Here is a 24,252-nt window from a genome sequence, read left to right on the forward strand (position 1 = left end):
TGAAATTGATGACGATTTTAGAACGGCCCATAATGGGTAAGCACGGCGATGCCCAGAAATGCCACTGTGGCCAGAATAACCCAGACCCACAAATTGAGAACCCAGCGAAGCCACTTGGGGAAGGGAATTACTGTGAGGCTGAGAGTTATAAGCAAAGCGGCGTTGGTGGGATAAACCATATTGGAAAACCCGTCTCCAAATGTATAGGCGCTGACGGCGATCTGCCGGTTGACACCCACCAGGTCAGCCAGGGGCATGATGATGGGAATCAGCAGAAAGGCTTTGGCGGATCCTGAGGTGATGAATAATTCGAGCACCAGGGTAAGGCCGTAGATCATCAAGGCAGCTGTGAACGGGCTGGTGCCCTGTAATCCATTATTGGCCCAGTGAAGAACCGTATCCAGAATCCCTCCGGATGAGATGATGTGTTTGACGCTGGCCGCCATCATCAACAGAGGTACAGCAGGAACGATACCCACAAATCCGTCCCAGGCAGCCTTCCAGGCAGATTTGCCTGCACCTGAGATCAGACCGGCACCAATACCGCCAATGACGAATAGCAGACCCGTAAGCGGGAGAGCGATGTCTCGTAAGATCTCCACGAAGGGGATGGCGATCAAGACGACCAGAATCAAGGCGAAAAACACGCCCAGAAATATGGCGGCGTTCTTCATTTTCGGATTGGTTGACATAGTGTCGTCAACATTGTAGGAACCAAATTTGATTTTCTCAGCTTTATCTTCTTCAAACACCAGCGATGTTTCTGGCTTCTTCTCCACCTTTCTGGCATATCGCGAAATAAAGACAGCCAGAATACCATAGACCACCACAAATAGAATCACTCTTGGTCCGGCGCCTGAGTAGAGCGGCAATCCGGAAAGCTGTTGGGCAATTCCGATGGTGAATGGATTAAACACGGCGGTGGAAAATCCTACATTGGTGGCCAGAATGGACATTCCAAGACCAGTCAGGGAATCCCACCCGAGGTAATACGCCAGTCCAAGGATGAGTGGCACCAGCGGGATGACTTCTTCAAAAATCCAAAAAAAAGATCCCAATGCCATGAAAACAAAGGTGACCACCAGCAGGAGCGTGTATTTACGCCCTCCGAATGTTTTTACGATGCGGGCAATTACCGCCTGCAATATTCCGCTGCGATCCATAATGCCGAAGGCGGTACCCACCAGCAGAATAAATACTATGATGGGTACAACTTTAGTCAGTCCATCTGGAGTGGCCAGCACTTCAAACGGGGAGGTGAACCACCGCCAGATCGGGAAATCTGGTTTGGCTACATATTGAAAAGAAGCCGGATCAATCACCTCGCGGCCATCGACTTTGATACGGTCATATTGTCCGGCCGGGATCACCAGCGTGAGTATGCCGGAAACCATCATAAGCAGAAAGATGATGGCCACAGCCTGAAGGAATGCTCGTGTGCTGATTTGTGCACCTGATTTTTGTTCTGCCATGAGGTTGTCTCCCGTGGTGGGTTTCATGAAAAATATAGAATTTGAAATAGCATATGGGATAAGCAATGATTCTATATCATTCGTCGAAAACCGGGTTAATCAAATTTGTATCGTTTTCTTCCGAATAAAAACGCCTCTATACTCGTTATATCTATAGAGGTTGAAACACTGTGCCCGAACATATATCAGAAATTGAAGAAAATCTGCTGATGGAAGCCAGAACCGGCGATCGAAATGCCTACGGTGAACTGGCTGGCCGTTGCTATTCCGATGTCATCCGGGTGGTATATCGTGCCTGCGGTGATACTGCCCTGGCACAGGATGCAGTACAGGAAGCCTTTATCCGTGCCTGGGTAAAACTGCCGGAATTTCAGGCCAGGGCGCCTTTCAGCCACTGGGTGTGCCGCATTGCGGTTAATGTTGCACTCGATACTCTTCGGGAAAAACCTCAAGAAAGTATCGAAGATAATCCGACAATGACCCATCTGGCAGGGAAAAACCTCGATCCTGAAACAGCGTACGTGGCTCGTGAACAGGCCGACCGTGTGCAGAATGCCATCAAATCATTACCTGAAGCCGCCCGAACGGTTCTGGTATTTCGTGAATATGGTCAGATGTCATATGACGAAATCGCAGCAACATTGGAGATCCCTGTTGGTACGGTTATGTCCCGCCTTAATTATGCCCGGAGCAAGCTTCGGGAATTATTACTGGAAGAATGCATGGAAACGGAGCGTGAGTATGCCTGATCTGATGCGTGAAAAACTGGGAGCTTATCTCGATGGTGAATTAGCCGCCTGTGATCGGGTGGAGTTGGAAGCTCATGTTGAAACCTGTCAGGCCTGCCGGGTGGAATTAGAAGAAATGCGGCACCTGTCTGCCATATTGAAAGACGCCATCGAACCCGAATTTATCCCTGCGGCTGACTTCAAGGCACAGTTGATGCTGCAACTCCCACGCAGCGCGGCCGCCCCATCTGACGACAGCCGCTGGCTGCCGTGGATAGCGCCGTTTATTGTTTTGATTGTGCTGATCTTCTTTCAGGTGACCTTTAATCTTTCATCTCTGATCGCCTGGCTCAATCCTATAGGGCTTTTCAATGGTATGGCGGCCTTGTCAAACCCGGCTCCCAGGGAAATGCTCTGGTTTATTACCGCTCAGGCTACCATTGGTGGTTTCCTGGATACGTCAGAGATGATGGGTCTGCAAATCCTCAATGATCTGGGATTGGTCACCCGCAACCTCTTTGTCGCACTCCTCTGGCAGATCGGAGCGGCTTTTCTGTACTGGGGTGTATTTACGGCCGTCTGGCACAGCCGGATTAAATCTATGTGGATGGCTTCGGCCGATCATTAATCAATTACCGGAAATCAAGACCGGTATCAGGTTCAAAAGAAAGTAAAGGAAAACTATGGTAAATATTGGGAAAATCTTAAAGCGGTCCTGGCATATTCTCTGGAATTACCGGGTTTTATGGATTTTTGGCGTGCTGCTGGCGCTGACTTCGGGAGGCGGTAATGGCGGTGCAAATGGCGGTGGAAGCAGCTCGCGATCTTCAGGCGCAGAATTTAATGGCTTTCACGGCGGTATCCCGAACGATGCCCCCCAATGGGTCCGTGATTGGTATGAATGGGGTACTCAAAATGTGCTTCCGCTTTTCATGCACCCCGAACAACACATCAGCACATTTGTGACAATCGGTATCGTGATTCTTCTTGTCATTTTGCTGATAAGTATTCTGTTTGCCCTGGTTCGTTACCCGGCCGAGACTGCCGTAGTCCGCATGGTGGATGAATTTGAGAATACGGGCAGCAAAGTCAGTTTCAAACAGGGATGGAAACTCGGTTGGAACAGACGTGCGTTCCGGATGTGGCTGGTAGATCTGTTGTTATTCCTTCCAGTATTTGTGTTGCTCCTGCTTATTCTGGCTGCCGGATTGATTGTCTTTGCCAGTGTATCGTCCACTTTCCAGGTGACCAATACCTTTGGGATAGTAGCTGCCATAGGACTGGCCTTCCTGAGCCTTTTCCTGTTGATCGTGGCAGGAATCCTGCTTTCTCTGCTAAGAAACCTTGCCATCCGGGCTGTATCTTTGGAAGATATGCGGGCGATGGAAGCGCTGAAATTTGGCTGGGCCATGTTCAAACGTAACTGGAAGAGTGTTGGCTTGATGTGGTTGGTTATGATGGGTATCGGTATCGGGTTTGGGATCGCGGGTTTAATTCTGTTCTTCCTGCTTATTCCGGCTTATCTGATCTTGCTGCTGCCCGCCGGACTGGTGGCAGCAGTGCCTGGCGCGATCGCCTACGGCATCACCAGTATCTTTACCGCCGGTCCGCTGACATGGATCATCGCTTTCCTGGTGGCAATACCGTTCTTTTTCACCATTTTGTTTGCCCCTATGGTGGTCGTCAGCGGGTGGTTCAAGATTTATGAAGGCAACGTTTGGACGCTCACATATCGGGAGATCAAGGCACTCGAAAACCTGTCCACTCCTGAGATACTGGGAGACAACGTGCCGGCTGCATAATCTGCATATATGATTTCATACGAAATAAATTAAACACAAGAGGCTGTCATATAAGACGAATAATCTTTTGTGACAGCCTCGAAATTTTGTTAAGCTGTGAAAAATTACTTGGCTTTTCCCTGATTCGCCACACTGGCCATTTTGGCTTCGATGGCTGCCTGGTCACCCAGGTAGTATTTCTTGACCACTTTGAATTTATCGTCAAACTCGTAAACGAGCGGTACACCGGTGGGAATATTGACACCGACGATTTCATCATCGGTAAGGTTGTCAAAATACTTGACCAGAGCACGCAATGAGTTGCCGTGAGCGACGATGACTATTCTCTTGCCTGCCTGCATGTCTTTTTTAATAACCTCTTCAAAGTAGGGCACCACACGGGCAACGGTATCCTTCAGACTTTCAGTCAGGGGAAGCTGGTCTTTCTTTTCATTGCGGTACTGCACCTGGTTCTGCGGGTTGCGCTCATCTGATTTCTCCAACGCAGGCGGCTGGATATCATATGAGCGGCGCCAGATTTTAACCTGTTCTTCGCCATATTTGGCGGCCGTCTCAGCTTTATTGAGACCCTGCAGGGCACCGTAATGGCGTTCGTTCAGCAGAAAGGTTTTCTTGACAGGAAGCCATTCACGATCCAGTTCTTCCAGTACATAATTCAGGGTGTGTATAGCCCGCTTCAAATATGATGTGTAACAGATATCGAAATCGTACCCTTCCTGTTTAAGGATCTGGCCGGCGCTTTTCGCTTCTTCCCGGCCTTTATCTGAAAGATCAACATCTGTCCACCCGGTAAACAAGTTGAGCCGATTCCATTCACTTTCACCGTGTCGAATCAAGACTAATTTCATAGTATCTTCCTCTTTTTCCAAAAGACTGTGGATTCTCGTGTTCAATAACAGGTCTAATTTTACTCAAAGCTGGTAATTATGACAAAGAAAAGACTATGTAAAACTATTGATACATATTTGGCAATGTCATATAACACAGCCATCGGATTATAGTAATATAAACATACAGAGCATGGTTTTTTCGCAGAATCAAAGATGAATTGTAACAATCAACCAACACTCTCTATGGGGAAATAAAACCAGATGAATGTAAAGAAATCGTCACAACCGGTATTCCACCTGGGTTACAGGCCGGCTATTAATGGATTGCGGGGTTTTGCTGTGCTATGGGTGATGGCATTCCATTTCAACTTACCATTAGGTCGTGATGGCATATTTGGAGTGGATATGTTTTTTGCCATAAGTGGATTCTTGATTTCTATTCTTCTCATAGAAGAATATGAGAAGAACAAGAAAATCCGGTTACTGGATTTCTATATTCGCCGGATATTACGATTGTATCCTGCACTCCTTTGTATGTTGATCGCTGTTGTTTTTTTTGTTCCAAGAGCATATATCATTTCCACTCTTTTCTATTTCACAAACTGGATTAAAGCTCTTCATCTTCAACCTGAGAGTTTATATCTCGATCATACCTGGTCGTTATCTATTGAAGAACAGTTTTATTTAATATGGCCGGTTTTGTTAATGATTTTGTTACGGTCAAAATTACCCAGAAAAGTTCTTTTTGTTTTTCCGGCATCATTAGGCTTGATTTCAGCCTTTTCGCGAGTTTGTATATGGAATTCAACTCAGGATTGGTTTCGCGTGTATATGGGTACAGATTTGCATGCAGATGGTCTGTTGTTAGGATCCGCTCTTGGACTGCAGACAGCATATACAGACCCCTCCTATTTCAATAAACATAAAATGGTTAATACACTCATTACGGTATTGTCGTTTACTTTACTGGCATGGTTGTTGATTGAGAAACAGATGGACCGGTCGTTCATACCAATTGCCGGGAATCTACTGGTTTCGTTAATCACTCTCGTAATACTCTATCGGCTGGTTCTCGCTCCTTCACAACTAATTATAAAAATATTGAGTTTCCCTCTCCTGGTTAAAATTGGCGTCATTTCTTATGGACTATATTTGTGGCATTCCCCTATTGGCGCGTGGATTGATTTGGGAAAGTCGAGTATCAATCCAATTTTTCTCGGATATATAAAAATCTTACTTACGTGCTTTATAGCAACAATTTCATACGTATTTGTGGAGAAACCATTTCTTAAACTCAAGAATCGGTACTCACCGAACAAGTCAGAATGCACAGTGGAATCCTCAGAATCAAATTCTCCGAAACAAAGCATCCTCGAAGTACAGGATAGCCTTAAATAATCGGTCTGTCTCTTGTAGGATGGGATAAAACAGATTTGCATCCTTACAGCTAACATATAATTAGTGTGATGGCAACTCCTGTTCTGGTAACCAAACTGTATATCCCTGAACTTCGACCAAAAATCGTTGCACGTCCACGTCTTATCGAACGTCTCAATGAAGGCCTTCATCGAAAATTAACTCTGTTATCTGCACCGGCGGGATCTGGGAAAACCACATTGGTCTGTGAATGGGCGGCACAAATCCGCAAAGACCGGGGGATTGCCTGGCTTTCATTGGATACTAACGACAATGATGTCCATCGTTTTTTGATATATCTGATTTTTGCCCTACAGACGGTTGAACCGGATTTGGGCAAATCTGTTTTGAACCTTCTAGAGTCTCCGCAACCACCGCCCGCAGAAACATTGTTGACAGTAATCATAAATGACATATCCAGTCTAAAAAAATCCTTCGTACTCGTCTTTGATGATTACCATCTGATAAGTTCACCGGGAATTAATAATGTTCTTCTGTTTTTGTTGGAGCATATGCCCCCACAGATGCATATCCTTATGACAACGCGGGAAGAACCAGATTTCCCTCTGTCACGTCTGCGAGCCTGTGATGAGATAACCGAAATACGGGCTCATGACCTGAGTTTTTCTCTCGAAGAAACAACCCGGTTTCTCAATGATGTGATGGAATTGGGATTATCTACCGAGTATGTCAATATACTGGAAACACGTACTGAAGGCTGGATCGCCGGACTGCAGCTGGCGGCTATTTCTCTGCGCGGTAAAAAAGATCCAGATGGTTTTATCCAGTCTTTCACAGGAAGTCACCATTACATTCTGGATTACCTTGTGGAAGAGGTTATTAAACAACAGCCTGACGATGTGAAAAACTTTCTGCTGTGCACATCGATTCTGGATCGCTTTTGTGGTTCTCTATGTGATGCTGTATTGAACAGCCCGGAAGGTTTCAGTCAGACGACAATTGCCCGACTGGAACAGGCAAACCTGTTTCTGATTCCTCTGGATAATGAACGGAGATGGTATCGGTATCACCATCTGTTTGCCGATCTGTTACGACAACAACTTCATCAGAAGCCTCCAATCCTGGCATCGCTTTCGAGGGAACTCACCGAAAGTGAAATTGAAGCCGAATTGCACTTGCGCGCCAGTCAGTGGTATGAAAAAAATGGATTGGAAATAGAAGCATTTCAACATGCTGCCGCTGCCAGTGATATTGAGCGTGCAGAACGTCTGATTGAAGGCAAAGGCATGCCCCTGCCTTTCCGCGGAGCAGCCGCTCCGGTCATACAATGGATTGGGTCACTTCCGAAAGAGATCCTGGATTGTCATCCCTCTTTGCGGGTGACCGATGCCCTGTGTACCATGGTCTCCGGCCATCCCAGTCTGGTTGAATCAAAGCTCAAGGAGGCTGAATCCTTGCTTGATGTAACCAGTATGGATGAAAAGACGTGTGATCTGATCGGACAGATTGCCGCCTTGCGTGGACTGGTGGCGGCATCTCAAAACAATGTTGAAGCCATAATTTCCCAGTCTAATCGGGCACTGACTTTCCTGCATCCTCAGAATCAGTCTGTTCGAACGATTACAACGTATTCTCTGGGGGTGGCGTATGAACTGCAGAATGACCATGAGGCCGCTGCCCGGGCGTATCAGGATGTCATAAACCTGGCGAAGACTTCGGGTAATACCATGTTTGCGTTGGCAGCCCATTCATCATTGGCCGATGTACAAATTGCAGAAAACAAACTTCATCAGGCTTTTGAAACGTATAACCAGGCGATGGCTCTGGCTGATAAACCAACCCATTGGACGACGTATGATCCACATTATGGTCTGGCCCGTATTCTCTATGAATGGAATAACCTTGATGAGGCACATTCTCATGCCGATGACTGTATCCGTCTGGCTCCCCAGGTGGAATGTGGAACAGTAGTTTCTGCCAAAATCTTACTCTTGCGACTGTATCTGGCACGAAATGATGTGAAAAGCGCAGCCAACGCATTGGAAGAAGCCCATGTAATCGCAAATGAACGCAGTCTCACGGATTGCGCGTCTATCTTATCTGAAGCCCGTGTGGATCTTTTACTCCATCAGGGCAGGTTTGCTGAAGCGGTTGAACTGGCAGAAAAATCTGGTTTACCAGAAAGTCTGGCTCGTTCATACCTCGCAGCCGGGAATGATGAATCGGCCCTTTCTTTACTGGAATCACTGCGCTGGAAGATGGTTGAAGTCAACCGCCCGGATCAACGATTAAGAATTATGACTTTACAGGCGGTTGCCCTTTATGAACATGGCGAATTAGAAAAAGCTCTCCGCATACTTACGGAGGTATTGGAAGAAGCAAAACCCGGAGGTTTTATTCGTCTTTTCCTCGATGAGGGGGAAAAGATGGGAGAATTACTGGAAATTGCTCAATCCAGGGGGATTAACCCGGAATATACATCTATTCTGCTTGCTGCTTTTACCGAAGAGCCGTCAGACAAGGGGAAGAAGCCTGCCGGTGAGGAAAACCAATCACTCATTGAGCCGCTCAGTCCGCGCGAGCTGGACGTGCTGCGGTTGATTGCCCGGGGTTTATCAAACAAAGAGATTGGGAGCCGGTTGTTCCTGGCGCTCCCCACAGTCAAAGGGTATACCCGGATAATTTTCAATAAACTACATGTCCAACGACGTACAGAGGCCGTGGCACGGGCGCAGGAACTTGGCCTTCTGTAAACTCCTCAATTGATTAATAGAACTCCCGGTGGGAAACCATACCGGTAATCAATACTTAAGTATCTATTCATCCATACCCGGTGCCCTTTATATTTTTATCAGAATAAGGGATCGGGTTGATTTTATGGCGCAGTAGTTTCGTATGAAGACCTGATCCGATACATCAGATCAGTTTGTAAGAGAAGGGAAAGATGAAAGCAATTGTATACACCCAATATGGTACGCCGAATGTGATGAAGCTGAAGCAGGTTGAGAAACCCGAATCTGGTGATAATGAGATTTTGATAAAGGTACATGCTGTTTCAGTTAATTATGCAGACTGGCATGCCCTGACCGGAACACCGTATATTGCGCGCATAGCCTTCGGATTTTTTCGTCCGCGCAACGTTATTCTGGGGGCGGACATAGCCGGAACAGTGGAAAAAGTTGGTCGAAATGTAGGATTGTTCAAACCGGGTGATGCTGTTTATGGGGACCTTGGATTGCATGGGTTTGGTGGTTTTGCCGAATACATATGTGTAAAAGAAGAATGGATTGCCCATAAACCAGAAAACCTTACGTTTGCCCAGGCGGCAGCCGTTCCTATGGCAGCCGTCACCGCCTTACAGGCACTGCGGGATCATGGTCAGGTTCAACCCGGGCAAAAAGTCCTGATTCATGGGGCCGCCGGTGGTGTGGGAACATTTGCCGTTCAACTGGCAAAATACTTCGGCGCCCACGTGACGGCTGTTTGCAGCAGCCGGAATACAGATCTGGCTAGCTCGCTCGGAGCAGACGAGGTCATTGATTATGCCAGGGAAGATTTCTCGGCGAATGGTCACAGGTATGACCTGATTCTGGGCATCAATGGAAACCGCTCTATTAATGATTACCGGCGGGTACTGAGTCCCCACGGCAGGTATTTAATGATCGGTGGCAGCGACCGTCAAATTTTTCAGGCCATGATCCTGGGGCCGTTGCTTTCAAAAAAAGACGGCATTAACATGGGCGGCATGACTGGCAGAACCAACCCGAAGGATCTCGCTTTTATTAAAGACCTTCTGGAAGCCGGGAAGATCAGGCCGGTTATAGACAGGTCTTATCCACTGGAAGAGACGCATGCCGCGTTACGTTATATTGGAGAAGGACATGCCCGTGGAAAAGTGGTGATTCACGTGGTGGACGAAGGAAAATAAGGATGGATGACATCGCATTCCTTTTAAATAGGAAACGATAATCCAAAATGACAGATAAACCTTTCCTTTTCTCATTTCTGTGGGCCGCCCTCATGCTGACCTACTTACTTGGGGATGTTTTGCGCATCTTCAGCGGTGATTTCAAACCCGGTGAAATTGATGGAATAAAACTTTCTCAGGCGGCGTGGCTGGGGATAGCCGTATTGATGTTGATTCCGATCCTGATGATCATCGGCTCGCTTCTGTTAAATCAACCTGTGAATCGCCAGGTAAATATTGGGGCAGCTGCATTTCTATTGCTTTTCAACCTCGTAGGTCTACCCACATACCCTTCACTGTATGACCGTTTCCTGATCGTTGTAGGATTGGCAATCAACGTGATGACCATCTGGTTTGCCTGGCAATGGGGATGATCATTCTTTTCTGAGAGCAAATGAGCGATCAGGCAGATTACCATCCGGCAAATTTAACGGAAGGAGTACATGCAAATGACTGCATCCAAACCGGAGAAATTGCTGATCGTATGGACCAGCGGCGATAAAGACGTCGCCATAAATATGGTCTTCATGTATGCCCGGAATTCCATGTTAAAAGGCTGGTGGGATGAGGTAACCCTGCTTATCTGGGGACCTTCAACCAATCTGTTGGTACAAGATGAAGAGCTTAAAGTGGGTCTGAAGGAGGTACAGGATGCCGGAGTGCGGGTGGTTGCCTGCAAACGTTGTGCGGAAAACTACGGAGTAGTGCCCCAGATGGAAAGCCTGGGAGCAGAAGTGATTTACAGCGGCGAATTCCTCACGGATTGGATAAAATCTGAGGAAAAGTACATCACCTTCTAACCATTAATTTGAACAGGAATATAGCAATGGCACATAACAGCTCTTTGCCTGTTGTTCCAGGCGCATAATTTGCGGAATTGTCAAAATTGATCTTGTTCGATGGATGGGAACTGAACATGCACGGATTTGATTCCAATATATCAAATACGTGCATGTCAACCAGTTCTTTATTTCTGAGAAAGCTAAAGTCGAAAGGATAGGTGCAGTCCGTGAAGCAGAATATTGTTCATATTGCCCTGGTTGTCAGGGATTACGATGAAGCCCTGGATTTCTATGTAAACAAATTGAATTTTGAACTGATCGAAGATACCTATCAACCGGAGCAGGACAAACGCTGGGTGGTTGTTGCCCCGCCGGGCGGCACCGGCACAACGCTTCTTTTGGCAAGGGCTTCCAAACCTGAACAGGAACCGTTCATTGGCAATCAAACAGGCGGACGGGTTTTTCTCTTCCTGAACTCTGATGATTTCTGGAGGGATTATCACGCCATGCAGGCGAAGGGGATTAAATTCATTCGCGAGCCCAAACAGGCGGAATATGGCATGGTGGCTGTTTTTGAAGATTTATATGGAAACCTGTGGGATCTGCTGCAACTAAATGAGGATCATCCGATTGTCAGACGGATGAATTAAAAAACCAGGGTGAGGTTACAAGTACCTCACCCTGGTCGTTTTCTCACATATTCAAGTGGAATTATAAAATCTCTACCAGCCCTTTGCCGCCATCCACCCGAACACGGTCGCCGGTTTTCAGACGCATGGTGGCATTCCCACAGCCGACCACAGCCGGGATGCCGATCTCACGGGCCACAATGGCTGCGTGACTGAGCGGCGCTCCCAGGTCGGTGACAATGGCGGCCGCACGCGGAAACAACGGTGTCCAACCGATGTTGGTCATGGTGGTGACCAGCACTTCACCGGCTTTGAAGGAGCTGCTTTCTTCCAGCGATTCCAACCGCCGGACGGTTCCTTCCACCACTCCCAGTGCTCCGGCAAATCCATGAATGGATCGGCCGTCGTCTTTGACAGTGGGCGATTTTGTCTGGACGATGGCATTTGCATCGTACACATCAGATCGCCGGTTCGGATCGGCAGCCCAGGTGAAGGGATCAAACCGGCCGCAGATCACCGCCGGGTATGGAGGCAGGGCGCGGTATTTTTCGAATGTTTCCCTGCGCAGTGGGATATACTCAATGGCTTTTGTCCCGGTGGTTAACCCTTCCAACACCTCATTGATGGTCAGGAAGAAAATATCATCACCAATACCGAGAAACTCACCGGCTCGCAGAGCAAATGCGCGCAGCACAGCCATACCCCGTGTGGCTTCTGATCTGACGGCTTCCCGGTTACGGGCGGCGGCGGAAACCTGGTCAAGGCGTTTTTTCATATACTTTGCCTTCCCCGGCACTTTCTCACAGAAGCGTGCCCAGGCGGCATCATATGCTTCACGCTGACGATGGATTAATTCATCCACATCCACCGGAGTTTTTTCCCATTCCTTCAATTGACGGTCAAGCCAGGCTGGATCTTCATTGGGTCTGGGCCAGGCACATTCGGCTTCATTGACTCCACGATGGCCATATCGGTCCAGGTATTCTTCACGGCTCAGGCGGCCTTTTTTAACGAGGTCCAATCCAGCCATGGGGCCAAGGCTTTCCAATTGCGAAGAGGTTCCGCTGAGGTTGGACAGTAACGCATTGGCATCATCATCACCGACCAGCCCGTGAAGCTCACGATCCACTCTAACCTGGATATCGGAAGAGGCAGCAATGATGTGGATCAATGAATCGCAATACCGGGGGAATATTTCATTCTTCCATAAATCAACCAGTTCCATTCCAGTTGAGGTTTGTTGAATTTTCCCACGTAACTCGGCACATTTCTGACGGTTTTCCGCCAGAAACCTGGGGGCTTTCTTGCGATATTCCCCAAATTGCAGGGTGGATCGAATCAGGCCGGGAAGAACATTTTTTGACCATTCTTCTCCTGTCAATGGGAGAAGAGGGATTTGCATACCTTCCGGCAGACCGCCCCACCAACCGGCAATTTCCTGGTAAGCCCGACGGGCATCCCCTTTGAAGAAGCGGGCAAAAGCGGAAACCTGCACGGTGATATTTGAATAGAACCGTCCGCAAATGATGCCATTGAGAGAATGGTTGCGTACAAATAAGTTGGGGCCATTCCGCTTATCCAGGTAATATCGCAGTGATGTGGTGAACGGTGTCAATACCTCCGGGCTGGCTTCCATCAGGTTGGTGGCCGACCACAGGAAATTGCCTTTGAGTGTATCGTTCCACACGGCTGTAACCGGATTGAAGTTATTCAATGTGGTGATGGGACGCGCCTGCAAAATGCAGACCTTGCCTCCGGTGACAGCCCACTCAATATCCTGTGGACAGCCAAGATCGTTTTCAATCATATTGGCGAGACGATGCAGGTTCTTTGCAATTGCGTTGAGTTCAGACGAGCCATTATATTTCCCGGATGGACGTTCGAAAGTGAAAGTCTGTGCAGAAACCTGCCCTGATACCAGCTTTTCGCCAATACCGGCCACGAAATTCCCGCTCATTTGACCATAATTGCCAGTCAGAGGATCAACGGTGAAAAGGACACCGGCGTACTCAGGTTGTACCATTCTCTGGATGACCACGGCGACCGGATGTTCCCCGCCTTCCAATCCATGATGGCGGGTGTAACTCTCCACCCGCGCGCTTGTGCCAGAATGGACGACGGTCTGAATGGCTTTGCGGATCTCTTCGTCGGTTTTTACGTCCAGCACACTTTCAAACTCGCCGGCAAAGGATGCCTGTGCTGAATCTTCCTGCAGGGCGGATGACCTCACGGCAAAGGCCGCCGGTTTTCCAGCCCGCAATCGGGATAGCTCTTTCTGAACCTGTTCCCAGGCTGCCGGAGTGATATCACCCTGGGTAAAAGATTCCGGGAGAAGCACACAACCATCTGGTACGGGATAACCGTTCTGCTTTAGCATAGACAGGGCTTTGCCTTTTCCACCCGCCTGCAATGACAAGGGTTCGTCAACGGGCAATCGGTTAAAGGCAAGAACAGTCTCTCCCTCTTTAGGACGGACCAACCACATATTCAGGTGCATCAGTTCGTTCCCCAGCCAGATGAAAAGCTGGTTCCCAACGCCGCCAGCAACAGTAGCCAGAACGATCAAGGCAGCCACATTTTTTATTCCGCTGAATCGGAAGACTGAAATGGCGCAGATGGTGGCACCAATCCCGCCCAAGAGTGGGACAATAATTTTCTAAAAAAGTTTATTCACTTTCGTTTCCTTTGTTTGTTAGTGTGCTTTGCTGAATAATGGCGAACATCCCCGGGTGTTTTTCCAGAAGGGAGGTCGCCTTGATCAGAGCCAGTCCCTGTTCAAGATCCCCCAGCACCAGCATTTTGTCGCCCACTTCAATATTGAAATCACGCCGGGCTTCGGCTGGAATGACGATTTGACCTCTTTCGCTCACAGTCACGGTTCCGTAGAACCGTTTATTTTCTGATGGATTATTCATGCTTTTCTCCGGTAAGATATATCTTGTATACAAGATATATCTTACATATCTTACATGAAGTTGTCAAGAGATATTTATTGGTACAATAGTCCTATGAAACTAAAACGAATAGTGATGATTGTTTTATCTGCCGGTTGGCTGCTGCCCGTAAACCTCGGTATTTCCTCTTTTTTTTCATGGGCGCAATATGAGCTTGAGCCGCGGTTGAATGGCGTATTTCCCGGTAATTCCTTCCCATTCCTCGGTTTCGCCGGTCAGATGATTGCGGTTGGTTCCATCTGGCTGGCTGTTGCAATTACTGTTTGGGTGATTAAGGTTTTTAACTACATAAATATGGGTCGATGATGTTTCCTGAAAATATGATGCTGGGGGTAATAGCCTCGCGTTTTCTGATCAGGCAATTAAGGCCTATTCCAGTCAGAAGAAATATTCTCACAGGCAGGAAAGAACGTGAACGATATGGTCACATTAATGGATTTCCGCTGCCTATGAGAAATGCAATCACCTTCTGGTTTTAGCGTATATCTTTATAAGGTAAAACGTAATAAACCACTGAGTAATCATCGTTTCATATTTGGTTGGAAGTCTAACCAGTGGTTCTTAAAATAGAGAATAATTTGGCGGTGTCGAGATGAAAATCGAATTTATTCTTCCCGGTTTTTTATTTCTCTTGATTGTACTGACTGGATTGGTGCTCCGATGGCGTGAGAGACCTTTCAACCAATTTCTTCTAGCCATCCACAAACTTCTTTCCCTTGGGTGTCTTATCTACATCGGAATGGTATTGTATCGAATATACTCGACTTCATTCATCACTCCATCCGTCTGCCTGTTGATCGTGCTCACGGGAGGATTGTTTGTCTCCTCCATAGCTACCGGAGCAGTAATCAGTGCAGCCAAAAAGGCATCCCACCCAGTTTTACTGGCACATCGATTTCTTTCTTTAGGCGTGATCATTTTCTCATTTTTTACACTTTGGGTTGTCACCCGCTGAAATTTCGACTGAGTTGGCCTGGCATGGAATGTTCCTGTCATTGATCCATCTTAAATTTGTTAATGAATATAAGGTTCATAGCCTCTTGAAGTTGTAGAATCTAATCCGGATGATATTCTGAAAAACAGGGAGGTTGTCTCCGTGCGTTTTGAGAAAATTCAAAACACATGTATTCCCAAAGTGGGTTTTGGAACCTGGAGAATTGGGGGAGAGGGATTGCCCGATTCCAAAAAAGACAATGATTCCCTGGCAGCTTTGAAGTCCGCTCTATCAATTGGTTACCGTCACTTTGACACGGCAGAATCGTATGCCGCCGGTCATGCCGAAGAACTGTTGGGATTGGCCGTTCAGGAAAGCGGCATTCCGCGCGGGGATCTTTTCATCACGTCCAAGGTATCTCCTGACCACCTGTCATATGAATCTGTTTTAAGCAGTTTTGAAAACAGCCTGAAACGGCTGAAAATGGATTATCTGGACCTGTACCTCATTCACTGGCCGCGACGCGGAATGAATCTGGCTGATACGTTTCGGGCGCTGAATCAACTGGTGTGTGACGGCCGGGTGCGCCATTTGGGTGTCAGCAATTTCAAGCTGAAAGAGCTGCGCGAGGCAGTTGCTTTATCGCAATCCCCTCTATTTACCAATCAGGTATCCTACAGTATTCCAGACAGGAGGATGGTGGAAAATGGTTTGCTGGATTATTGCCGCCAGCAGAGTATTCTGATCACCGCCTACACTCCGATTAATCACCGCAACACGCGAAGCAGTAAAACCATCCAGAGGATTGCAGAAACAAGAGGATGCACACGCGAGCAGGTCGCCCTGGCCTGGCTGGTTAGCCAGCCGGGGGTGATCACCATTCCCATGTCGTTTAATCCACAGCACCAGAGAGAGAATTTCCAGGCAGCCGATATCCAATTGACGGCCGAAGAAATGGAATTGCTGGGTTAATCTGATCTGCCTGTCTGCGCAAACAGGCAGATCAGATAATGGTTATTTTTCTTTTATGGCTACATACAGATCAATACCCGGCTTCCTTGCCTTGCTGCGCTCATCATGGTATTCAAAATCTCCCACTACCGCATTGTCTGGTTCATACGGTGAAGAGGGCAGCCATTCTGTATAAATATACTTTTTCAACAACCCCATTCCAATACCCCATACAAGCACCGAACGCGGTTGAAAGTGGAAGCGGGCATACCGGCCAACTGGAATTTCAAAAGCGGTCAGACCGTCAGGGACAGAGTCAAAGCTGGTGACGACATCACCGTTCAGGTAATCCCAACTTCCATCATCCATAAAGCCTTTGCTGACGGCAACGAATCCCCACGGTTCGCGTTTGTTTTTAATCAGACCGGTTTTCTTGATCTGGTTATATTGCTTTCCCAGCCGGTCAGCATCACGAAAGATGCTTTTCTCGTTGGTATGAACCGAAACACCGATCATTTTTATGGGTTCATTCAAGACAACAATGGCCGGTTCTTCTTTTTTAACCTGTAGAAAATCGTAAATCGTCATATTCACTCCCTTTTTCCTTTATCATAGCCGGGTAAATATGACAATGTTATGTCATATAAAAATCAATCAGGAATACTGTACCAGTGTCTTCTTCAACTGTTTAATGATGCTTTCACACAATTCCGGCGGGTCAAGCACTTTTACATGACTGCCGTAGGATAAGATAAAGCCGGTAAGCCAATCATCCAGCGGCATAGAGATATTAACCTCGCAGGAACCATCGGGATTTTTCTGAATCAGACTGTCATCAAAATCGTCATAAACCCGATGAAGCACCGGGGGAAAGAACCGCAATTTTATGGGAACAAAGGGATTGGTCAGGATTTGATTTTGAGTATTGTCTTCCGGCGGTTCTTCCCGTCTGATAAAGGATTCGCCGGTGTCAATCAGGTTTTTAATGCGGGACAGGCGAAAAGTTCGATACTCTTGCCGGGTACGGCAAAATCCCCACAGGTACCAGGCATCACTCTTGAATATTAACCGCATGGGTTCCACGTTGCGGCAGGAGGTATCTCCCTGAGAATTGACATAATCAAAATGGATTACCCTGCTATTCAAGATGGAATGTTTGATAGTGACAAATTTTCCCTCTTCATTCGGTTTGCTTCCCCAGGGAGAAAACTCAATATGCACCCAGTCTGCCGATGTTGATTGCTGAAAAATCGCCCCGAGTTTTTCCAGGAACCTGTCAATTTCAGGGTATTGTGTTGCCTGAAGCGTCTTCAAACTCAGCAGAAGGCTGTCCGTTTCTTCGCGGGTTACGAGGGCTCTGTCAAATGTATAGTTTTCCAAAAGGGAAATGCCGCCGCCTCTTCCTTTGCTCATATAAACCGGAACTCCGGCGGAAGAAAGGTCTTCAACATCGCGGTAAACTGTGCGAATGGAAACCTCAAATCGGTCTGCAAATTCTCTGGCAGGTATTGTCCCTCGATTCAGCAACAGGGAGACCATCTCCAGCAGGCGGTTTACTCTCATGAAAGTATTATTTCATACTTGCCTGAAATATGACAGGTGAATGTCAGATATATGTAGACCCCATTACCATTAGAAAGCTGTGGAGCAGGGTATTCCCAGATCGGAAAAATCCGTCATCAAATGTTTCACTGCCGAGTCAAAGAATTCACCGGTCATTTTTTCCTGCAGACCGGCATTCCTGTATAACCGATCGGCATGGTGATAGTTCATCCGATCAAGGATCACACTGTCAACTTTACCCGCCAGGCTGCCGGCAAGGGTTTCGGCGCCGGGAAGGAGCGGGGCGATCATGACAAAGGTCTTAATTCCGGCTTTATGCAGCTCATCCAGTGCCCTGATTCGTTCAGAAATGGGCGGGGCTAACGGTTCGAACATTTTCCGGATGTTGTCATCTGCTGTGGTGACGCTGAATCCCACCTCAAAATTCTCTGCACGAGATAAAAGATCGATATCGCGCAGTACCAGTGGAGACCGGGTTTGCACGGTGACCGGCCAGCGGTGAAAAGCCAGAATTTCCAGGCATCTCCGGGTCAGTTGGTATTTGGCTTCCAATGGTTGGTATGGGTCGCACACTCCGCTTACCCAAACTCTGTCAGGTTTTTTGCGTAGTATCTCGCGGCGCAATAAATCAGGTGCATTCACTTTTGCATCAACAAATTGCCCCCATGGTTCAAGGTGACCGGTGAATCGTTTCATAAAACTGGCATAGCAATAGGAACAATTATGCTGGCAGCCCGTATATGGATTAATAACATATGGATAGATTTTGGATGGCGATAAAATGGATTTAGCCAGCACTTCTTTTACGATCATACGTTCTATTATACATGCAAAAATGAACCAGAATACATAATAAGCCTGTTTTCTCCATACAATCACTCGAAAACATCCATACTATCTCCACAATGTACAGGTATTCTCAGGTTTGTAAAAAGATATTCTTGAAAAGTGAGTAAAAAATGCCAGAAAATATAGAAACATCCACTTCAGTAGTCATGACTGGCAAACGAATGGCCCGAAACTATTTGCAGATGCAGAAGTTATTCAGCGGATTATATATGCAAAGGTTTTACCGGACCCTTTCAGAATGTGCCAGAACAGGTCGTTTCCTTGAAATTGGTTCAGGTCCAGCATTTCAGACGGCGGAAGTGATGCGTCGGTTTCACCCGGCTGAGATTATTGCCGTTGAACCTTCACTCGATATGATCTCGGTGGCGTCGGAATATATAATGAAATGCGGGTATTCGGATAGGGTTAAATTTGTGGAAGGTTTTGTGGAAGACGGCAGCCTGATTCGCGGTCTGGGTCAGTTTGACCTGGTTTATTCAACCCTTTCCATGCACCATTGGGCCAGTCCATCGATTGGATTGGCAAACCTTTATCAGGCGCTTAAACCGGAGGGTATCATGGTAATCTTTGATTTCCGTCTTACCCATGGAGAATCCAACCACAACAAACAAAAACCGCCCCAGGGAATGGAATCAGAAAAAACGGACATCCAGACGGTATTACTCCACGCAGGGATTAAGAAATTCGAATTACAATCCGGCCTGCTTTTTCAGACAATCCTGGTATCCAAGAATCTATAATTCCCCTTTGTTTCTCAAGAGGAAAAAAATAACCGATAAAACTCAACGGCGATTTTTCCTGAAGACGGATTGATAACGCTCATCTGTTCCGTCATCCAATCCCAAAATAGACAGGGTGGTTGGATGATATAAACAGGTAAAATAACGCCTATAGTTTTCTTTTCTGTAAATTCATAATCCCTAAAACCCGAATCATCCCTTTTCAAGGATAAGACCATGCGTATTGTCATTCTGGATGGATACACCTTGAATCCCGGCGACCTTTCATGGGAGGCATTCCATGCGCTGGGAGACTGCCGGATCTATGACCGCACATTGCCCGAAGAAATCGTTTCTCGTGCGGCAGATTGCGAGATCCTCCTGACAAATAAAACCGTGATCTCGCGGGAAACCATCCGGCAGCTGCCTGATCTGAAATATATCGGGCTGCTGGCAACCGGGTATAACGTAGTTGATATCAAAGCGGCGGCAGAACGGGGCATCCCGGTGACCAATATCCCGGAGTACGGAACAATGTCGGTGGCACAGATGGTTTTTTGCCACCTGTTAAATCTGAGCATCCATGCGGCAGAACACAGTCAGAGTGTGCATCAAGGGAAATGGAGCGAGTGCAAAGATTATTGCTTCTGGGATTTTCCGCTGGTGGAACTGGCTGGCCTGACGATGGGAATTGTCGGCCTGGGCCGCATCGGTTCTGCCACTGCTGTCATGGCGAAAGCCTTTGGGATGGTTGTGCAGGCCTACGACACCCGGATTCCGCCGAACATACCTGATGACGTCAAAATGACCGATCTTGAAACCATCTTTCGCGACAGTGATGTGGTCAGCCTGCATTGCCCGTTGACCGAAACCAACGCCGGTTTTGTAGATGCCAAATGGCTGAAAAAAATGAAAAGGAGCGCCTTTCTCATTAACACCAGCCGGGGTCAGTTGATTAATGAAAAAGACCTGGCGGAAGCCCTGAACTCGGGGCAGATTGCCGGAGCGGGTCTGGATGTATTAAGCGTTGAACCGCCTCCGGCGGATAATCCGCTTTTGACTGCCCGCAACTGCACCATTACTCCGCATATTTCCTGGGCAACCCGGTCAGCACGCCAGCGGTTGATGGTTACAGCCGTCGAGAATATCCAGGCCTTTGAAAATGGCAAACCCATCCATGTGGTGAATGGTTTGTAGAAGTATTTTTTTCAAAGATGAACCAATTCTCTCCCTTCAGGATTCCCCCCTACTTTGGTATTGTTTTAATTATTATGGGTGGAATTATCCTCGGAGCCGCTCTGGGTCTGGTTCCAACAGACGGCGGTCGGTTCATGGCACCGGAGTGGATTATCTATGGCTTGTCCATTTGCCTGATCAGCGGCGGTTTATCCCTCTGGCTTCCTGAAAAAACACCGGTCATCATCAAAAGTCTGTTTCTGATTATTGTGCTGGGTTCCCTGGCACTGGTGTGCAATTGGTCGGCTTTTGCCCCGGGACTGGTTTATGAATCATCTGTCGGAATTAACGGTTTTGAAGTATCCGGGGTTGATCAGGTGGGAGGTCGGATTGTTTTTGGACTGGCTGCCGCGGTGTTTGATGTTTTTATTCTGACAACCATCATAGGTTGGATTCGATCAAAAACCCATTGAGGCTGTAGGTGGACATGAATAAAACGATTATGGGAGATTTTCTGCTTTCAAGCGGGCCGGCAACCGAATATGCCGATAAATTAATGCAATACGGCCAATTTGTCGGTTCGTGGGATATTGATTGCACCTGGTTTGATTCAACGGGCGCGCAGACTCAGAAGAAAGGGGAATGGCATTTCGGATGGATTCTAGGAGGTAGGGGAGTTCAGGATGTATTGTTTGTTAAAGGAGCTCCACCTGAAAATTACGGCACCACCCTGCGCTGTTATGATCCTTCTCTGGATGCCTGGCATATTGTCTGGATGCAGCCCTATGGCAGAGAATTCGTACACCTCATTGGGCGTAAGGTGGGCGATAGAATGATCAACGAGGGTTGTGGATACAATTTGACTCAATTGGAGCGTTGGAGTTTTACTGAAATAACCGCGAGCTCATTTGTGTGGCGGGGAGAAATTTCCACCGATAATGGTCAAACCTGGATATTACAGCAGGAGATGCGGGCTGTACGTGTATCTTCATAAAAATGACTGCACTGATGACATATAATATTCGTACCAATAACCAATTTTTCAGGAGACTGCCATGTTGAAAGACCTGGTTTTGCGAAACCGGAGTTACCGAAGATTTAACCAGACAGCGCGGATCAATCCAGCCGTGCTGCGCGACCTGTGCGATCTTGCGCGTTTGACTCCTTCGGGCAGGAATGCCCAGCCTTTGAAGTATATTCTGGTAACTTCTGAAGACCTGTGTGACAAGATCTATCCACTTCTTGGATGGGCTGGCTATTTAAAGGATTGGGATGGTCCCATCGAAGGGGAACGTCCTGCTGCCTACATTGTCATGCTGGGAGATAAAACCATCTCGGAAAACTTTGGCATTGATCCCGGCATTGCCTGTCAGACACTGCTTTTGGGCGCAGTGGAACAGGGACTGGGCGGCTGCATCATTGCCACTGTAAAGCGCGAGAATTTGAAAACCCTGCTTGAAATTCCGGATACCTTTGATGTTTTGTATGTGATTGCTCTTGGAAAACCGGTGGAAGAAGTCGTGGTGGAACCGGTTGGTTCGAATGGAGATATCAAATACTGGCGGGATGATAAACACGTTCATCACGTGCCGAAACGCGAATTGAAAGATGTGATTGTGGCAGAGAAGTAAAGTCTTTACAGATTGTTTTTACATATCCAGCAGGGTTATCTACAACTGATTCCTGCTGGATTTTTTATTCCATCAGATCTTTCGGGCAACAAGAAAAAGCCCTTGACATATTAGAGTATATGCTCTAATATTAGAGTAATTACTCTAAAGGATAACCTATGACCGTAAAAGATGCCATTTTAAAGACAGCCATCTCACTTTTTAATGAATTAGGTACTGCCAGGGTAACGACTAATCTGATCGCCAAAGAAGCCAAAATCAGCCCGGGCAACCTTTATTACCATTTTAATGATAAGGCTCATATTATCCGCGAAATCTATGAAATGATGATCTGCGATTGGGATCAGGTCTATGAGAGGGTGGATGCGCGGCCGAAAGACTTGAACGATTCCATCAAATACTTTGTCCGCGATAATTTCGAATTACTCTGGCGTTACCGATTCTTCAACCGGGAAACAATCGCCTTGATTAATGCTGATTGTCAGCTCTATGCGCGGCACACAGAAATGACCCATATGCGGTTAACTCGTCAGAGAAAGATCATTCAAGAAGCTATTCAGATCGGTCTTTTCAAACCAACTACCACAGAAAAAGAAATGGACGATCTCTTGACCATAGCCTGGATTGTTTCCAATCACTACCTCCTTTACCTTGAGGGGATGGGACAATGCGTACAAAAATCCGATTTTGATCATGGTGTAGATCTGGTTATGCAGGTTTTAAAGCCATATCGCAATGATGATAGGAAGAATGAATGAAGAAAAAAGAGATGACCAGACGTGATTTTCTGAAAATTTCTGGCATGGTTGGTATCGCCGCCGTCAGTATTGGTCTGCTGGACACCTGCCAACCCTGGGTAGATTTGCCTACAGGGGCGGTAAATAGTAAACCAAACAAATCGAAGGAAATGTCAATGTTGGAACAAAAAAAGGAATTGATCCAGATGGCTTCCCTGGCGGCCAGCGGACATAATGCGCAGCCTTGGAAATTTGAAATAACGGAGAGAGGAATTACCATTCTTCCGGATCTTTCCAGGCGGTTACCGGTTGTTGATCCAGATGATCGGGAATTGTGGATCAGTCTCGGGTGTGCACTTGAGAACCTGGTGGTGGCGGCAAGAGCGGCGGGATTAAACACAGAAGTAACATATCCTGATATTTCTGAAAAAATCAATATAGACCTGAAGGACGCAGAAACAGAGCAGGATGAATTATTTAACGCATTAGCATTACGGCAGAATACTCGGTCAATGTATGATGGAAATACTGTACAATCCGCTGAGTTGGACAAATTAATGGCTTTGCCGGTGATTGACGGAATTTTCGTCGATTTTTTCAATGAATCAGACGAAATTACCACCCTCTCGGAGTTCATCAGACAGAGCACAATAAAGCAATATTCTGATCCTTTGTTCATCAACGAATTAATCCATTGGCTTCGGTTTAATAAAAAAGAAGCCCTTTCCATGGACGGTTTGTATACACGCTGTTCCGGCAACCCGGAAGTGCCCCGGTTTATTGGTCAATTATTTATCTCTGGTATAAAACCAGAGAAGCAGGCGGAAGAAGATATTCAGAAATTGGTTAGCTCAGCCGGTGCAGTGATGATTTCCACTGAAACAGATTCACGATCTGAATGGGTAAAAACCGGCCGGATTTATGAACGGCTGGTATTACAAATGACCGCGTTGAATATTCAATCTGCCTTATTGAACCAGCCGATAGAAGTGCCGGAGATTCGTGGTGAGATGACAGAGTCGCTCCATCTAAAGGGCGCACGGCCACAGATGCTTGTGCGTTTTGGACATGCACAATTAATGCCAGGTTCTCTCCGCCGGCCAGTGGGACAGATATTGATCTGAGTTTATCTGCCTTTTTGTGTTGGCAGG

The 24,252-nt window shown here is 47.1% G+C and carries 26 protein-coding genes; 19 read left to right on the forward strand and 7 right to left on the reverse strand.

Translation table 11 applies throughout. The annotated features are described in order from the left end of the window. Positions 1–17: 17 nt before the first annotated feature. A complete protein-coding gene (locus tag LTAR_RS08730) occupies positions 18–1,472 on the reverse strand; it encodes a YfcC family protein (protein WP_062421811.1) in 1,455 nt (484 codons plus the stop codon). A 170-nt stretch (positions 1,473–1,642) separates the two neighbouring features. Here LTAR_RS08730 and LTAR_RS08735 point away from each other — a divergent pair, with 170 nt between their 5' ends. Genes LTAR_RS08735 through LTAR_RS08745 form a run of 3 tightly spaced genes read left to right on the forward strand, consistent with a single transcriptional unit; the run spans position 1,643 to position 4,002 of the window. Next, the gene (locus tag LTAR_RS08735) at positions 1,643–2,221 is read left to right on the forward strand and encodes an RNA polymerase sigma factor (protein WP_062421812.1); all 579 of its coding nucleotides are present in this window, start codon (positions 1,643–1,645) and stop codon (positions 2,219–2,221) included. Further along, positions 2,214–2,828, forward strand: a complete 615-nt coding sequence (locus tag LTAR_RS08740) for an anti-sigma factor family protein (protein ID WP_062421813.1) — start codon at positions 2,214–2,216, stop codon at positions 2,826–2,828. The genes LTAR_RS08735 and LTAR_RS08740 overlap by 8 nt, the downstream gene beginning before the upstream one ends. A gap of 55 nt (positions 2,829–2,883) precedes the next feature. Further along, positions 2,884–4,002 (forward strand): DUF7544 domain-containing protein, encoded by a 1,119-nt coding sequence (locus tag LTAR_RS08745; RefSeq protein WP_062421814.1) that lies wholly within the window; start codon positions 2,884–2,886, stop codon positions 4,000–4,002. 104 nt (positions 4,003–4,106) lie between these two features. Here the strand turns inward: LTAR_RS08745 and gpmA are convergent, their stop codons facing one another. Then, positions 4,107–4,850 carry a 2,3-diphosphoglycerate-dependent phosphoglycerate mutase gene (gene gpmA / locus LTAR_RS08750; protein ID WP_062421815.1) on the reverse strand — a complete coding sequence of 248 codons (744 nt, stop codon included), beginning with the start codon at positions 4,848–4,850 and terminating at the stop codon, positions 4,107–4,109. A gap of 243 nt (positions 4,851–5,093) precedes the next feature. On the opposite strand from gpmA, the gene LTAR_RS08755 reads away from it, so the two are divergent. The 6 genes from LTAR_RS08755 (at position 5,094) to LTAR_RS08780 (ending at position 11,608) form a co-directional block, all read left to right on the forward strand. Next, complete coding sequence (locus LTAR_RS08755) at positions 5,094–6,230, forward strand: acyltransferase family protein (RefSeq protein ID WP_062421816.1); 1,137 nt, start codon at positions 5,094–5,096, stop codon at positions 6,228–6,230. Between the two features lie 68 nt (positions 6,231–6,298). Beyond that, entirely contained in the window at positions 6,299–8,962 is a 2,664-nt protein-coding gene (locus LTAR_RS08760) for a winged helix-turn-helix domain-containing protein (RefSeq protein WP_062421817.1), read from the forward strand. 191 nt (positions 8,963–9,153) lie between these two features. Further along, a complete protein-coding gene (locus tag LTAR_RS08765) occupies positions 9,154–10,137 on the forward strand; it encodes an NAD(P)-dependent alcohol dehydrogenase (RefSeq protein WP_062421818.1) in 984 nt (327 codons plus the stop codon). Positions 10,138–10,184: 47 nt separating this feature from the next. Next, complete coding sequence (locus tag LTAR_RS08770; protein WP_062421819.1) at positions 10,185–10,550, forward strand: DUF6326 family protein; 366 nt, start codon at positions 10,185–10,187, stop codon at positions 10,548–10,550. A gap of 75 nt (positions 10,551–10,625) precedes the next feature. Then, on the forward strand, positions 10,626–10,976 hold the full coding sequence (locus LTAR_RS08775) for a DsrE family protein (RefSeq protein WP_062422008.1): 351 nt from the start codon (positions 10,626–10,628) through the stop codon (positions 10,974–10,976). A 209-nt stretch (positions 10,977–11,185) separates the two neighbouring features. Continuing rightward, positions 11,186–11,608: a VOC family protein gene (locus LTAR_RS08780; protein ID WP_062421820.1), complete on the forward strand. Its 423-nt coding sequence runs from the start codon at positions 11,186–11,188 to the stop codon at positions 11,606–11,608. 61 nt (positions 11,609–11,669) lie between these two features. On the opposite strand, the gene LTAR_RS08785 is transcribed toward LTAR_RS08780, so the two are convergent. Further along, the gene (locus LTAR_RS08785) at positions 11,670–14,225 is read right to left on the reverse strand and encodes a PEP/pyruvate-binding domain-containing protein (RefSeq protein WP_201775967.1); all 2,556 of its coding nucleotides are present in this window, start codon (positions 14,223–14,225) and stop codon (positions 11,670–11,672) included. Between the two features lie 28 nt (positions 14,226–14,253). Beyond that, complete coding sequence (locus LTAR_RS16875) at positions 14,254–14,502, reverse strand: AbrB/MazE/SpoVT family DNA-binding domain-containing protein (protein WP_081419903.1); 249 nt, start codon at positions 14,500–14,502, stop codon at positions 14,254–14,256. A 93-nt stretch (positions 14,503–14,595) separates the two neighbouring features. On the opposite strand from LTAR_RS16875, the gene LTAR_RS08795 reads away from it, so the two are divergent. The 3 genes from LTAR_RS08795 to LTAR_RS08805 all read left to right on the forward strand — a co-directional run bounded on the left by LTAR_RS08795 (position 14,596) and on the right by LTAR_RS08805 (position 16,447). Continuing rightward, entirely contained in the window at positions 14,596–14,847 is a 252-nt protein-coding gene (locus LTAR_RS08795) for a hypothetical protein (protein WP_139044473.1), read from the forward strand. Positions 14,848–15,133: 286 nt separating this feature from the next. Further along, positions 15,134–15,496 carry a hypothetical protein gene (locus tag LTAR_RS08800; protein WP_062421822.1) on the forward strand — a complete coding sequence of 121 codons (363 nt, stop codon included), beginning with the start codon at positions 15,134–15,136 and terminating at the stop codon, positions 15,494–15,496. A 141-nt stretch (positions 15,497–15,637) separates the two neighbouring features. Beyond that, entirely contained in the window at positions 15,638–16,447 is an 810-nt protein-coding gene (locus LTAR_RS08805; RefSeq protein WP_062421823.1) for an aldo/keto reductase, read from the forward strand. A 42-nt stretch (positions 16,448–16,489) separates the two neighbouring features. Here LTAR_RS08805 and LTAR_RS08810 read toward each other — a convergent pair whose 3' ends face one another. The 3 genes from LTAR_RS08810 to LTAR_RS08820 all read right to left on the reverse strand — a co-directional run bounded on the left by LTAR_RS08810 (position 16,490) and on the right by LTAR_RS08820 (position 18,868). After that, a complete protein-coding gene (locus LTAR_RS08810; protein ID WP_062421824.1) occupies positions 16,490–17,014 on the reverse strand; it encodes a GyrI-like domain-containing protein in 525 nt (174 codons plus the stop codon). 66 nt (positions 17,015–17,080) lie between these two features. After that, positions 17,081–17,989 (reverse strand): helix-turn-helix transcriptional regulator, encoded by a 909-nt coding sequence (locus LTAR_RS08815; RefSeq protein WP_062421825.1) that lies wholly within the window; start codon positions 17,987–17,989, stop codon positions 17,081–17,083. Positions 17,990–18,058: 69 nt separating this feature from the next. Next, on the reverse strand, positions 18,059–18,868 hold the full coding sequence (locus LTAR_RS08820) for an SPL family radical SAM protein (RefSeq protein WP_201775968.1): 810 nt from the start codon (positions 18,866–18,868) through the stop codon (positions 18,059–18,061). Between the two features lie 80 nt (positions 18,869–18,948). Between LTAR_RS08820 and LTAR_RS08825 the strand changes: the two genes are divergently transcribed. The 7 genes from LTAR_RS08825 (at position 18,949) to LTAR_RS08855 (ending at position 24,225) form a co-directional block, all read left to right on the forward strand. Next, a complete protein-coding gene (locus LTAR_RS08825) occupies positions 18,949–19,578 on the forward strand; it encodes a class I SAM-dependent methyltransferase (protein ID WP_062421826.1) in 630 nt (209 codons plus the stop codon). 216 nt (positions 19,579–19,794) lie between these two features. Beyond that, positions 19,795–20,754, forward strand: a complete 960-nt coding sequence (locus tag LTAR_RS08830) for a D-2-hydroxyacid dehydrogenase (protein WP_062421827.1) — start codon at positions 19,795–19,797, stop codon at positions 20,752–20,754. A gap of 17 nt (positions 20,755–20,771) precedes the next feature. Beyond that, a complete protein-coding gene (locus tag LTAR_RS08835; protein WP_062421828.1) occupies positions 20,772–21,206 on the forward strand; it encodes a hypothetical protein in 435 nt (144 codons plus the stop codon). 14 nt (positions 21,207–21,220) lie between these two features. Further along, positions 21,221–21,727, forward strand: a complete 507-nt coding sequence (locus tag LTAR_RS08840; RefSeq protein ID WP_062421829.1) for a hypothetical protein — start codon at positions 21,221–21,223, stop codon at positions 21,725–21,727. A gap of 61 nt (positions 21,728–21,788) precedes the next feature. Continuing rightward, positions 21,789–22,364 carry a nitroreductase family protein gene (locus LTAR_RS08845; RefSeq protein WP_062421830.1) on the forward strand — a complete coding sequence of 192 codons (576 nt, stop codon included), beginning with the start codon at positions 21,789–21,791 and terminating at the stop codon, positions 22,362–22,364. Between the two features lie 158 nt (positions 22,365–22,522). After that, positions 22,523–23,122 (forward strand): TetR/AcrR family transcriptional regulator, encoded by a 600-nt coding sequence (locus LTAR_RS08850; protein WP_062421831.1) that lies wholly within the window; start codon positions 22,523–22,525, stop codon positions 23,120–23,122. Continuing rightward, positions 23,119–24,225 carry an Acg family FMN-binding oxidoreductase gene (locus tag LTAR_RS08855; protein ID WP_062421832.1) on the forward strand — a complete coding sequence of 369 codons (1,107 nt, stop codon included), beginning with the start codon at positions 23,119–23,121 and terminating at the stop codon, positions 24,223–24,225. The genes LTAR_RS08850 and LTAR_RS08855 overlap by 4 nt, the downstream gene beginning before the upstream one ends. Positions 24,226–24,252 lie beyond the last annotated feature (27 nt).

The sequence above is a fragment of the Leptolinea tardivitalis genome, from assembly GCF_001050275.1.
Lineage (GTDB): Bacteria > Chloroflexota > Anaerolineae > Anaerolineales > Anaerolineaceae > Leptolinea > Leptolinea tardivitalis.